Source organism: Mesorhizobium sp. L103C105A0, from assembly GCF_000502215.1.
Taxonomy (GTDB): domain Bacteria; phylum Pseudomonadota; class Alphaproteobacteria; order Rhizobiales; family Rhizobiaceae; genus Mesorhizobium.
In genome coordinates this window covers 732,911-745,731 of record NZ_AYXF01000001.1, presented here as the reverse complement: position 1 = coordinate 745,731, position 12,821 = coordinate 732,911, and the positions used below count along the sequence as shown (strand labels likewise).

Genomic DNA, 12,821 nt, shown 5'->3' with positions numbered 1-12,821 from the left:
TGGAGCATCCTTTGGAAACCGTAAAACTCAAATCGCCCATCGATGGTTCGATCTATGCCGAGCGACCGATCGCGACCGACCAGGCGATCAATGCCGCGGTCGAGCGCGCCAAAGCGGCGCAGGAGAAGTGGGCGCTGAAGCCGATCGTCGAGCGCGGCAAATTTATGCTGGCGATGCTCGAAGCGCTGGTCGCGATGACCGACGAGATCGTGCCGGAGATCGCCTGGCAGATGGGGCGACCGGTGCGCTATGGCGGCGAGTTCGGCGGCGTCAGGGAACGCACCAATTACATGGTCGAGATCGCTGAAGCCGCGCTGAAATCCGTGCCGGCATCCAACCCGAAGGACGGCTTCCGACGCTATGTGAAGAAGGATCCGCTCGGCGTCGTCATGGTGATCGCGCCGTGGAACTATCCCTATCTGACCGCCGTCAACACCATCGTGCCGGCACTGATGGCCGGCAATACTGTTATCCTCAAACATGCGGCGCAGACGCTGCTGGTCGGCGAACGGTTCCAGCAGGCGTTCGACAAGGTTGGGCTGCCCAAGGGCGTGTTCCAGAATGTCGTGCTGAACCATGCCCAGACTGAGAAGCTGCTCGGCTCGGGCAAGATCGACCATGTCAATTTCACCGGTTCGGTCGGCGGCGGCCGCGCCATCGAGAAGGCGGCGGCCGGCACCTTCATGACGCTCGGGCTCGAACTCGGCGGCAAGGATCCGGCCTATGTGCTGCCCGACGCCAAGCTCGACCATGCGGTGGCCAATCTGGTCGACGGCGCCTTCTACAATTCCGGCCAGTGCTGCTGCGGCATCGAGCGCGTCTATGTGCATGAGAAGGTCTACGACCAGTTCGTCGAAGGTTTCATCGCCGAGACGAAGAATTATGTGGTCGGCAATCCGCTGGAACAGGCGACGACAATGGGGCCGATGGCGCAGGCGCGCTTTGCCGACCTGATCCGCGAGCAGAAGGCCGAGGCGCTGCGCAAGGGTGCAATCGCACACATCAATATGAAGGTGGCTAACGACAAGGCCGGCTCGCCCTATCTGGCGCCGGAAGTGCTGACCGGCGTCGACCACCAGATGAGCGTCATGCGCGAGGAAAGTTTTGGCCCGATCGTCGGCATCATGAAAGTGCGCAACGACGAGGAGGCGATCGCGCTGATGAACGACAGCCCCTACGGGCTGACCGCTTCGATCTGGACCGGCGATATCGAGCATGCGGTGGCGATCGGCGACCGCGTCGAGACCGGCACCGTGTTCATGAACCGCTGCGACTACCTCGATCCGGCGCTGGTCTGGACCGGCGTCAAGGACACCGGCAAAGGCGTCGCCCTTTCGGCGCTCGGCTACGACAATCTGACCCGGCCGAAATCTTTCCATCTGCGCGAAGCCATCTGATTTTTTGAAAGACAAGACATGTCCAAGCTGATCTCCAAATGGAACTACCCGACCACCGTCCGCTTCGGCGCCGGGCGCATCAAGGAACTGCCTGAGGTGCTCGCTGCCACCGGCATTAAGCGGCCGCTATTCGTCACCGATCCGGGGTTGGCGAAACTGCCGGTCGTCGCTTCGACGCTGAAAATCCTCGACGACGCCAAGGTATCCTATGGCGTGTTCTCCGAGGTGAAGCCGAACCCGGTCGATTCCAACCTCACCGCCGGCATCGCCGTGTTCAAGAAGGGCAAGCATGACGGCGTCATCGCCTTCGGCGGCGGTTCAGCGCTCGATCTCGGCAAGCTGATCGCGTTCCAGGCTGGCCAGACGCGGCCGATCTGGGACTTTGAGGATGTCGGCGACTGGTGGACGCGCGCCAATTCGGATGCCATCGCGCCGATCATCGCCGTGCCGACCACTGCCGGCACAGGCTCGGAAGTCGGGCGTGCCGGCGTCATCACCAATGAGGCGACGCACACCAAGAAGGTCATCTTCCATCCGAAGCTTTTGCCGGCAATCGTTATTGCCGATCCGGAACTGTCGGTCGGCATGCCCGGCTTCATCACCGCCGGCACCGGCATGGATGCGCTGGCACATTGCCTCGAAGCCTATTGCGCGCCGGGCTATCACCCGATGGCCGACGGCATTGCCGTCGAAGGTGTGCGCCTGGTGTTCGAGAACCTGCCCAAGGCCTACGCCAACGGCAAGGACCTTGTCGCGCGCGCCCACATGATGAGTGCGGCCGCCATGGGTGCTGCCGCCTTCCAGAAGGGTCTTGGCGCCATCCACTCGCTGTCGCATCCGATCGGCGCGCTCTACGACACCCATCACGGCATGACGAATGCGGTGTTCATGCCCTATGTCTTGGCCTTCAATCGCGACTCCATCGAGGAGCGGATTGCCCGGCTCGCTGCCTATTGCGGCATCAAGGGTGGCTTCGACGGCTTTGCCAAAGCGATCATCAAGCTGCGCAAGGAATTGAAGGTGCCGCATGCGCTGCCCGATCTGATCAAGGGGCTCGACATGGACAAGAAGCGCAAGGGGCTGATCGCCGACATGGCGGTGGTCGATCCGACAGCCGGCGGCAACCCGGTCAAGCTGACCAAGAAAGCAGCGCTGACGCTGCTCGAGAACACTATCGCCGGCACTGTCTGAGGCGGTTTCTGCGCCGGACGTGATCTAAAAACGAAGGGAAAGGAAGGGCAAGGGGGCAAAAAGCAAGGCAATAAACCATTAGCCGGGAAATTAAGTCGAGGCTAATTGCTACAGCCGGTTAAAAAGAGTTAACTTTTCGTACCGCCGGGGGCCAGTTTCAAAAAGCTTTCATCTGGCTGTCATATGAAACCGATACCGCATCGCAGGCGTCCAGGACGCCAGTTCAACGGAGAGAACACATGTTCAAGTTCACAGGGAAAGTGCTTTCCCTTTCGGCCGTCGCCCTCATGGCGACCTCTGCTATCTCGTCGGCCCAGTCCATGGATGAACTGGTTGCCGCTGCGAAGAAGGAAGGCCAGCTCACGACAATCGCGCTGCCGCATGACTGGTGCGGCTACGGCGCCGTCATCGACGGCTTCAAGGCAAAGTATCCTGAGATCACCATCAACGAACTCAACCCCGATGCCGGCTCCGGCGACGAGGTCGAGGCGATCAAGGCCAACAAGGACAACAAGGGCCCGCAGGCGCCCGACGTCATCGACGTTGGCCTGTCCTTCGGCCCGACCGCCAAGGCTGACGGCCTGATCCAGCCCTACAAAGTGTCGACCTGGGACTCGATCCCCGACAGCGCCAAGGATGCCGATGGTTACTGGACCGGCGACTACTATGGCGTGCTATCCTTCCTGGTGAACAAGGACCTCGTCAAGGAAGCGCCTGCTGACTGGGCTGACCTGCTGAAGCCGGAATTCGCCAACACCGTGGCGCTTGCCGGCGACCCGCGCGCCTCGAACCAGGCCATCCAGGCCGTCTACGCGGCCGGCATTTCCGGTGGTGCGGCTGCCGGCGAAGCTGCTGGCACTGCTGGTCTCGACTTCTTCAAGAAGCTTAACGCCGCCGGCAATTTCGTGCCGGTCATCGGCAAACCGGCGACCCTGGCACAAGGCCAGACGCCGATCCTGGTGACCTGGGATTACAATGCACTTGCCGGTCGCGACACGCTGAAGGGCAATCCGCCCGTCGACGTCGTCGTGCCCAAGACCGGTGTGGTTGCCGGCGTCTATGTGCAGGCGATCAGTGCTTTCGCACCGCATCCGAACGCTGCCAAGCTCTGGCTGGAGTATCTCTACTCCGACGAAGGCCAGATCGGCTGGCTGAAGGGCTATTGCCACCCGATCCGCTTCAACGATCTTGCCAAGAACGGCAAGCTCCCGGCGGACGTGATGGCCAAGCTGCCGCCGGCCGAGGCTTACGCTGCCGCGGTGTTCCCGACGCTGGACGAGCAGGGCAAGGCAAAGGAAGCCGTCACCAAGAACTGGGATGCCGTCGTCGGCGCCAACGTCAAGTAAGGCTTGAAACCAACCGGGCGGCCTCGCGGCCGCCCGGTGTTCCTCGGAGACGGTAGCCGGCGCATGACAGATATCTCGCTTTCCGATCACGCAGTTGCCGGGAAGACCGCGCCCCCCAGTGAGGCGCGTGCAATGCGACTGCCGACGCAATGGCTCGGCGTTGCGCCATTCTTCATCTTCGCCATCATGTTCCTGATCCTACCCACGCTCTATCTGATGCTGGGTGCATTCCAGAACGATGCCGGCGAATTCACGTTCGAAAACATAGCAGCACTGGCGCAGCCATCGATTGTCGCCGCCTACTGGATCTCGCTCAAGGTCAGCCTTTCCTCGTCGCTGATCGGCGCCTTCGCAGGTCTCGGCATCGCCATCGCCATCGTGCGCGGCGGCCTGCCGGAGTGGATACGTTCGGCGACGCTGACATTCTCCGGCGTGGCTTCCAATTTCGCCGGCGTACCGCTGGCCTTCGCCTTCATCGCCACGCTCGGACGCCTCGGTCTCGCCACGGTGCTGCTCAACACCGTGTTCGGCCTCAACATTTATGCGCACGGCTTCAACATCCTATCGTTCTGGGGCCTGACGCTGACCTATGTCTATTTCCAGATTCCCCTAATGGTGGTCATCATCACGCCGGCGATTGACGGCTTGAAGAAGGAGTGGGGCGAGGCTGCGGCGACGCTTGGCGCCACCCAGACGCAATACTGGCGCATGGTGGTCATCCCGGTGATCTGGCCGAGTTTCCTCGGCACGGTCATCCTGCTCTTCGCCAATGCCTTCGGCGCCATCGCCACCGCCTATGCGCTGACCGGCTCTTCACTCAACATCGTACCGATCCTGCTCTATGCGCAGATACGCGGTGACGTGCTGCACAATGCCCATCTCGGCTATGCGATCGCCTTCGGCATGATCGTCATCACCGGGCTGGCCAATGTCTTCTACATTTGGTTCCGGACGCGCTCGGAGAGGTGGCTGAAATGAAGTCCGGAAAATTCTGGGCCTGGGTCGTCTTCGGGCTGGGCGCGGCCTATTTCTTCATTCCGCTGATCGCGACGGTGGAATTTTCCTTGCGCATGCGGCGCGGCGCTTATTCCTTCGACGCCTATCAGATCGTGCTTGGCGACCCTCGTTTTCAGGCGACCTTTGGCTACTCAGTGCTTGCCGCCATCTTCACCATCATTCTGGGCGTGTTGATCGTGGTGCCCGCCGCCTACTGGATTCGACTGCGCCTGCCGCAACTGCGGCCGATCGTAGAGTTCATCACGCTGCTGCCGCTGGTCATTCCCGCCATCGTCATCGTCTTCGGCTATATCAGGATGTACGGTTCGAATTCGCCGCTGCCGTTCCTGGCGACCGACATGGGCACAAATGCCTTGCTGGTCATCGGCTATGCAATGCTGGCGCTGCCCTACATGTATCGCGCGGTCGATACCGGACTGCGCACCATCGACGTCAGGACGCTGACCGAAGCGGCGCAGATCCTTGGCGCCGGTTGGGGCACGATCATTGGTCGTGTGATCCTGCCCAATGTGCTGATCGCCGTGCTGTCGGGCGCCTTCCTTACCTTCGCCATCGTCATTGGCGAATTCACCATGGCCAGCTTGCTCAACCGGCCCGCCTTCGGCCCCTATCTGCAAAACGTTGGCGCCAACCGCGCCTATGAGCCGGCGGCGCTTGCCATCATCGCCTTCGCCATCACCTGGGGCTGTATGTCGCTGATCCAGATCCTGTCCCGTTTCGCGCCGAGATCGGCGAACCGCCCGAACTGATCGACAAAGTACTGATCGAAAGAAAAAGCCATGGCCGAACCATTCCTCTCCATCCAGCATGTGCGAAAATCCTTCGGCGCCACCACCGTGGTCGAAGATTTCAATCTTGATGTCGAGCCGGGCGAGTTCGTTTCCTTCCTTGGGCCATCGGGTTGCGGCAAGACCACCGTGCTGCGCATGGTCGCCGGTTTCGAAGAGCCGTCGGCGGGCAAGATCGTCGTCGCAGGCAAGGACATCACGAGGCTGAAGCCCAACCAGCGCAATGTCGGTATGGTGTTCCAGGCTTACGCGCTGTTCCCGAACCTGACCGTGGCGCAAAATATCGGCTTCGGCCTGAAGGTCGCCGGCATGGCAAGGGCAGAGATCGATTCCCGGGTCGCCGAGATGCTCGACATCATCAAGTTGCCGCAGATGGCGGACCGCTATCCCTATCAGCTCTCGGGCGGCCAGCAGCAGCGTATCGCGCTGGCGCGTGCCATCGCGCCGAAGCCGAAGCTGCTTCTGCTCGACGAGCCGCTGTCGGCGCTCGACGCCAAGGTACGTGTGTCGTTGCGCGAGGAAATCCGCTCGATCCAGAAGAAGCTCGGCATCACCACCATCTTCGTCACACATGACCAGGAAGAGGCGCTGTCGATCTCCGACCGCATCGCGGTGATGTATGGCGGCAAGGCCGAGCAGGTCGGCACGCCGTTCGAGATCTACAACCGGCCGGCGACCAAGTTCGTCGCCAATTTCGTCGGCACGCTGAACGTGCTCGAAGGCACTGTCACCGATGCCGCGTCCGGCAAGGTGCGCGTCAACACGCAGGAAGTCTCGCTAATGGGCAAGCTCAACGGCTCGAAGTCCGGTGACACGCTGTCGCTGGCGCTGCGACCGGAGGCGATTTCGCTCGGACGCCAACCCGGGCGCGATTCAAGCCTGTCGGGCGAAATCTCCGAAGTGCACTTCCTCGGCTCGGTCATTCGCGTTCGCGTCGGCATCGGCGGCAACACGGTGTCGCTCGACACCTTCAACAGCCCGGCAACGCCACCGCCCGCGGTCGGCGAGAAGGCCGACATATCGTTCTCATCAAGCGATATGCTGGTGCTGCACTAGCAAGCAGCATTTTGGCGCGACCGAGGCGGTCGATTCGAGCTGGCGCGATGAACGGCCGTATCATTGCCGGACCCCGAGTGCTGGATAATCAACAGCATCTTGCCATCCAGCCACTGCCCATGATGCCGCTTCGCCGCTACGATGGGCCATGGCGCTATTCGAACTTACCCTCATCCTGCTTCTGGCTGCCGTCGCGCTGACGGCGCTGTCGCGGCGGCTGGAAATTCCCTATCCGTCCCTGCTGGCTCTGGCCGGCGTCGCGATTGCCTTCGTACCCGGTGCGCCGACGATCGAGATCGATCCGGAGCTGGCGCTTGCCCTGTTCATCGCGCCGGTGCTTCTCGACGCCGCCTATGACACGTCGCTGCGCGACCTCAAGCGCTACCGGCTGTCGCTCGCGTTGCTCGCGCTGGGCGCCGTGGTCTTCACCACCGTGGTGGTTGCCTTGGTCGGCTGGAAGATGGCCGGCCTGCCGATCGCGGCGGCAATCGCGCTTGGCGCCATCGTCGCGCCACCGGATGCGGTGGCCGCATCCGCCGTGCTCAGCCAGTTCAAGGTACCGCACCGCATCACCGCCATCCTGCAGGGCGAGAGCCTGCTCAACGATGCCACGGCGCTGCTGATCTACCGGCTGGCGGTTTCGGCCGCGCTTGGCACGATCATGCTCAGCAACGCCGTTCCGGTGATCCTGCTGGCAACGATCGGCAGTGTGATCGCGGGCTATCTGTTTGGCCGCGTCTCGCTGCTGGCGCTCGGCCGCATCGAGGATGCGGCGAGCAGCACGGTGGTGCAGTTTGCCGGAACCTTCGCCGTGTGGATCATCGCCGACAGGCTCGGCCTTTCCGCCATCATCACCATCGTCGTCTATGCCATGACCATTGCGCGCAGGGCGCCGCGCCAGTCGTCGGCGAGACGCCGCGTCAGCACCTATTCGGTCTGGGAGTCGGCCGTGTTCGTGCTCAACGTGCTGGCTTTCGTGCTGATGGGCCTGCAGGCACGCACGATCGTTGGCAGGCTGGCCGGCGACGGGCAAGGCGAAGCATTCCTTTTCGCCGCAACGGTGCTGGTCGTCGTTATCGTCGCGCGCCTTGTCTGGGTGGCGAGTTACGTCGCGATCATCCGGTGGCTTGCCCGCTTCGGCAGCCAAGAGGCAAGGCGGGAATTGCCGACATTCGGCGGCGCCGTCATTGTGGGCTGGTGCGGCATGCGTGGGTTGGTGACGCTGGTGGTGGCCATTGCGCTGCCGGCCGATTTTCCCGGCCGCGACCCGATCGTGCTTGCCGCCTTCGCGGTGGTGCTGGGCACGCTGGTGCTGCAAGGCATGACGCTGAAGCCGCTGCTGCGCTGGATCAACTTCGACCCCGATAGAACCGTCGACAATGAGGTGGCGCAGGCGCGCGTCGCCATCATGCAGGCAGCACTGGACGTGCTGAGCCGCAAGACATCTGCGGCCGCCGCCGTCGTGCGCGAACAGTATGAAGCGCAGCGCCTGATTGCGGAAAACCCGGAGGACGCTCAGGCGGCGACCGAATACGACCGGCTGCGCCTCTATGCCATCAACCGCCAGCGCGACACGCTCGAGGAGTTGCGCAGCAACGGCACGATCGGCGACGAAGCCTACCACCGGCTGGAGGAAGAGATCGACTGGGCCGAACTGGCGGCATCGCCGGCGGGCCGGTTCCAGCCGCTGACCACATCATAGACGCTGGCCCAGTTCCGCCGTCGTGCCGGTACATTGCAACCAATCTGCCGAACCGCTACTGCCAAAGCGAAATTGAGCCGGATAAGCAATGAAGCTGGTCAGCTACAACATCCAGTACGGGTTCGGCGGCGATGGCCGTTACGATCTTTCGCGCGGCACCAAGCTGGTCGACGGCGCCGATATCATCGCGCTGCAGGAGGTCGAGCGGCATTGGCAGCGCACCAATGAGGACGACCAGCCGGAGGTCCTGTCCAAGCTGCTGCCTAGCTATTACTGGGTCTATGGCCCGGCCTTCGACATGGACGCCAGTGAGCAGCGCGACGGCCGGGTCGTCAACCGCCGCCGCCAGTTCGGCACCATGCTGCTGTCGAAGCTGCCGATCGCCTGGTCGCGGCTGCACGCGCTGCCCATGCGCCGCACGCTGCGGCCGCTCAACACGCGCAACGCCGCGCTCGAATGCATGATCCGCACGCCGGCCGGACCGGTAAGGGTCCTGTCGCTGCATCTCGCCCATATCGCGGCGGAGGAGCGTCTGGAGCAGATCGACTATCTCTTGGCCGAGCATCGCCGCGCGCCGTCCGAGGGCGGCCCGTGGAGCGGCGCGGACGATGAGCCTTCGCGCAACTGGACCAGCGGCGAGGCCGAGCCGGAGAACCCGACGGCGGCGATCTGGATGGGCGATTTCAACATGGAGCCTGGCAGCGCCGAATACAGCCGCATCGTCGGCAGCACGCCCTATCATCGCGGGGCGGCCTATCTCGACGGCTTTGTTGATGCCGCTGCCGTCGCTAGCGAGCCGGCTGCCGATTACCACACCCATGTGAAAACGATCGACAGGAAAGTGGCAAAACGCCGGCTCGACCATTGCTTCGTCGGCGGTATGTTCGCCGACCGTGTGCGCTCGGTCAGTGCCGATATAGGCGAGATCGCTTCAGACCATTTTCCGGTCCGGATCGATATCGATCTCGAAACGCCTTTGAGCTCGGGAGATCGGTGAGCCCTCGATGACGCTTTTCGTCTTCTTCGCGGTGCTTGCCGCCGCCGCCATGCACGCGATCTGGAACGCGCTGGTCAAGGTCCATCTCGATCGCTTCCTGTCGATCACGCTGATGACACTGGGCATGGGGTTTGCCGCGCTTTTCGTGCTGCCCTTCGTCGAGTTTCCGAAGGCCGAAGTGTGGCCTTTCATCATCGCCTCGGTGATTTTCCACATGGGCTACCGGACCTTCCTCATCGGCGCCTACAAGGCCGGCGATTTCGCCCAGACCTATCCGCTGGCGCGCGGCACGGCGCCGCTTTTGACCGCCCTCGGCGGCGTTGTCGTGGTGCAGGAGATGCCGGCGCCTTTCGCCATCCTCGGCATCCTGCTGCTGTCGGCCGGCACGTTGGTGATGTCGTTTCGCGGCGGCGCGCATCTGGAGCGGATCAATCTGCGGGCGGTCGGCTTTGCGCTCGGCACTTCGATCTTCATATCCAGCTACACGCTCTCCGACGGCAGCGGCGCGCGGCTGGCCGCAACGGCAACGAGCTATGCCGCATGGCTGTTCATCTGCGATGCCACGTGGGCGCTGGTGCTGTGCCTCATCTTTCGCGGGCCCAAGGCGCTGCCCGTGCTGGCGCGCGACTGGAAGGCAGGCCTGTTCACCGGCGTGCTTAGCGGCGCGGCCTACTGGATCGTCATGTGGGCGATGACCAAGGCGCCGATCGCCTCGGTGGCGTCGTTGCGCGAGACGTCGATCCTGTTTGCCATGATGATCTCGGTTTTCGCGCTCGGCGAGAAGATGACAGGCTGGCGCGGCGCCGCCGCGCTCAGCATCGTCGCCGGTGTCGTGGCCCTCAGACTGGGCTGAGAGCCTGATACTTCAGCAGAGCACCGTCATCACCTGTCCGCGCCGTTCCGGACTGAAGCGGATGACGACGATGATGCAGACGGCGACCACGCCGGCAAACAGCGCCAGCGCGTAGCCACGAGATTGGGCGAGAAGGCAGCCAGCGCGCCGATCACCGAATAGCTGACGATGTTGAGCATCAGAATGGGCTTGCGGCCATATTTGTCGGCCAGCCTGCCGAAGAAGAAGGCGCCGATGAAGCGTGTCGCCAGCGTCAGGAACAACGCTTTGGAGACTGCCGGGACGTCAGTGTTGAATTCGGTTGCGATATCGGTGAGCAGGAACGTCAGAAGGAAGAAATCAAAAGCGTCGAGCGTCCAGCCGAGGAAGGAGGCAAGGACGGTTTCTTCTGCTGCGCGGTGAGAGCCACGACGTTCCTCCTAAACGCCCCCGGGGAACGATATGTTCCTTGGGGCGCAAAAGAGAACAGGCGTCAGCCGGCTTTCGAAAGAAGCGCGGTCACTTTTTCGTAATGTCGAGATCGAACACCATCAGCCCGTCGGTGCCGCCTTCGAGCGCTGCGACCAATCGGGCGCCGGCGCGCTGATGCGCTTCATGCACGAGATAGGCGTCGCGGGCGGCGGCATCGCGGAAGTCGATGGTGAAGGCATGGCTGAAGCCGCGCGCGAACGGCTCCGGGCTGACATTGGTGCTGAAATGGACCGTGTCCATGCCGTCGACGACGGAGCGCAGTGCTTCGAGATCGGCGTGGATTGCCGTGCGCTCGGTGGCGGGCACATCGCTGCGGAAGCGTACGAAGACGCAGTGTCTGATCATTGGTTCGTTCTCCTAAGTGGCTATGCGGCCCGATTGCCGGAGAACACCGCCGGCGGAAGCGGCTCGCGGCCGAGGATGATGTCCGCGCCTTTTTCGCCGACCATGATGGTCGGCGCATTGGTGTTGGAGGAAGGCACGCGCGGCATCACCGAGGCATCGCAGACGCGCAGGCCCTCGATGCCGCGCAGGCGCAGGTCCGGTGTGACCACCGCCATATCGTCATGGCCCATGCGGCAGGTGCCCACGGGGTGATGGTCGGTCTTGGCGGTGCGGCAGGCATAGTCGATCAGCTCGTCATCGCTGGCGAGCGATCGTCCGGGCAGCACCTCGCGCAACACGTAAGGTGCAAGCGCCTTCTGCCGCATGATCTCGCGCGCAAGCCTGAGGCCCTTGATCGACATGGCGCGGTCATAAGGGTCCGACCAATAGTTGGGATCGATCAGCGGGTGGTCGGCCGGGTCGGCGCTGCTCAGCCGCACCGTGCCGCGCGAGCGCGGGCGCAGGAAGGCCGAGTTCAAGGTCACGCCGGGGTTCTTCAACCTCTCGACGCCGGCCTCGATGCCGGAGCCGAGTCCCAGATGGAACTGGATGTCGGGCGAGGCGGCGGTCGGATCGGCGTACCAGAAGCCGCCGGTCTCGAACAGGCTGGAGGCGACCGGCCCTTTCTTCAGCAGCAGATACTGCAAGCCGGCCCACGCGGTGCGGTGCAGCTTGGCGTAGTTGTCATAGGTGTGGTCGCCGGTGCATTCGGCGATGACGAACAAATCGAGATGGTCCTGCATGTTGGAGCCGACACCGGGCAGATCATGCACCGGCGTCACGCCGACCGATTTCAGGTGATCAGCCGGGCCGATGCCCGACTGCATCAACAGCTTCGGCGAACCGATGGCGCCGGACGAGACGATCACTTCGCGCTCGGCGCGCATGATGGTCTTCTCGCCGCCGGGTTTGTCAACGATCTCGACGCCGGTGGCGCGGCCTTTCTCGACGACGATGCGGGTGACCAGCACATCGGTTCGGACCGTCAGGTTCTTGCGGGCGCGGATGGGCTTCAAATAGGCGACCGAAGCGGATGAGCGCCGGGCGTCCTTCTGGGTCAGCTGGTAGTAGCCGACGCCTTCCTGGCTAGCGCCGTTGAAATCCGGGTTGAAGGGGATGCCCATCTCTTGGCCGGCGCGGAAATAGGCCTCGCAAATCGGCAGCGGCGAAATCGGGTTCGACACGCCGAGCGGCCCCTGGTCGCCGTGAAAATCGTTGGCGAAGCGCTGGTTGTTCTCGGCGCGCTTGAAATAGGGCAGCACGTCGCGATAGCCCCAGCCCGCGAGGCCCTCTTCCTTCTCCCATGCGTCGTAGTCGCGAGCGTTGCCGCGCGTGTATATCTGGGCATTGATGGACGAGCCGCCGCCGACCACCTTCGCCTGCGTATACCAGAAGACGCGGTCCTGCATGTGCCTCTGCGGCACAGTCGACCAGCCCCAGGAAGCGATGCCCTTGGTCATCTTGGCAAAGCCCGCCGGCATGTGGATGTAGGGGTGCCAGTCCTTGCCGCCGGCCTCGAGCAGCAGCACGGAATTCGCTGGATCCTCGCTCAGCCGGTTGGCCAGAACGCAGCCGGCCGGGCCGGCACCTACGATGATGTAGTCGGTCATAACTCTATC

At 63.1% G+C, this 12,821-nt stretch carries 11 protein-coding genes and 1 pseudogene; 9 read left to right on the top strand and 3 right to left on the bottom strand.

Annotated features, from left to right (window positions below):
- Positions 1-11 precede the first annotated feature (11 nt).
- The 9 genes from X727_RS160970 (at position 12) to X727_RS161010 (ending at position 10,347) form a co-directional block, all read left to right on the top strand.
- Complete coding sequence (locus X727_RS160970) at positions 12-1,397, top strand: aldehyde dehydrogenase family protein (RefSeq protein ID WP_023744177.1); 1,386 nt, start codon at positions 12-14, stop codon at positions 1,395-1,397.
- Positions 1,398-1,415: 18 nt separating this feature from the next.
- Entirely contained in the window at positions 1,416-2,588 is a 1,173-nt protein-coding gene (locus X727_RS160975; protein WP_023744178.1) for an iron-containing alcohol dehydrogenase, read from the top strand.
- A gap of 239 nt (positions 2,589-2,827) precedes the next feature.
- Entirely contained in the window at positions 2,828-3,934 is a 1,107-nt protein-coding gene (locus X727_RS160980; protein WP_023671169.1) for an ABC transporter substrate-binding protein, read from the top strand.
- 63 nt (positions 3,935-3,997) lie between these two features.
- Positions 3,998-4,912, top strand: a complete 915-nt coding sequence (locus X727_RS160985) for an ABC transporter permease subunit (protein WP_023671170.1) — start codon at positions 3,998-4,000, stop codon at positions 4,910-4,912.
- Complete coding sequence (locus X727_RS160990) at positions 4,909-5,700, top strand: ABC transporter permease (protein WP_023671171.1); 792 nt, start codon at positions 4,909-4,911, stop codon at positions 5,698-5,700. The genes X727_RS160985 and X727_RS160990 overlap by 4 nt, the downstream gene beginning before the upstream one ends.
- 30 nt (positions 5,701-5,730) lie before the next feature.
- The gene (locus tag X727_RS160995) at positions 5,731-6,795 is read left to right on the top strand and encodes an ABC transporter ATP-binding protein (RefSeq protein ID WP_023725205.1); all 1,065 of its coding nucleotides are present in this window, start codon (positions 5,731-5,733) and stop codon (positions 6,793-6,795) included.
- A gap of 148 nt (positions 6,796-6,943) precedes the next feature.
- Entirely contained in the window at positions 6,944-8,497 is a 1,554-nt protein-coding gene (locus tag X727_RS161000) for a sodium:proton antiporter (RefSeq protein WP_023704038.1), read from the top strand.
- Positions 8,498-8,585: 88 nt separating this feature from the next.
- Complete coding sequence (locus X727_RS161005; protein WP_023833586.1) at positions 8,586-9,494, top strand: endonuclease/exonuclease/phosphatase family protein; 909 nt, start codon at positions 8,586-8,588, stop codon at positions 9,492-9,494.
- A 7-nt stretch (positions 9,495-9,501) separates the two neighbouring features.
- Complete coding sequence (locus X727_RS161010; protein ID WP_023833585.1) at positions 9,502-10,347, top strand: EamA family transporter; 846 nt, start codon at positions 9,502-9,504, stop codon at positions 10,345-10,347.
- 119 nt (positions 10,348-10,466) lie between these two features.
- Here the strand turns inward: X727_RS161010 and X727_RS1000000166045 are convergent.
- The 3 genes and pseudogenes from X727_RS1000000166045 to X727_RS161025 all read right to left on the bottom strand — a co-directional run.
- Positions 10,467-10,736: pseudogene (locus X727_RS1000000166045) on the bottom strand (MFS transporter); the annotation flags it as partial.
- 109 nt (positions 10,737-10,845) lie between these two features.
- Positions 10,846-11,163 (bottom strand): Dabb family protein, encoded by a 318-nt coding sequence (locus X727_RS161020; protein WP_023683219.1) that lies wholly within the window; start codon positions 11,161-11,163, stop codon positions 10,846-10,848.
- Between the two features lie 20 nt (positions 11,164-11,183).
- Complete coding sequence (locus X727_RS161025) at positions 11,184-12,812, bottom strand: choline dehydrogenase (protein WP_023833584.1); 1,629 nt, start codon at positions 12,810-12,812, stop codon at positions 11,184-11,186.
- Positions 12,813-12,821: the final 9 nt, after the last annotated feature.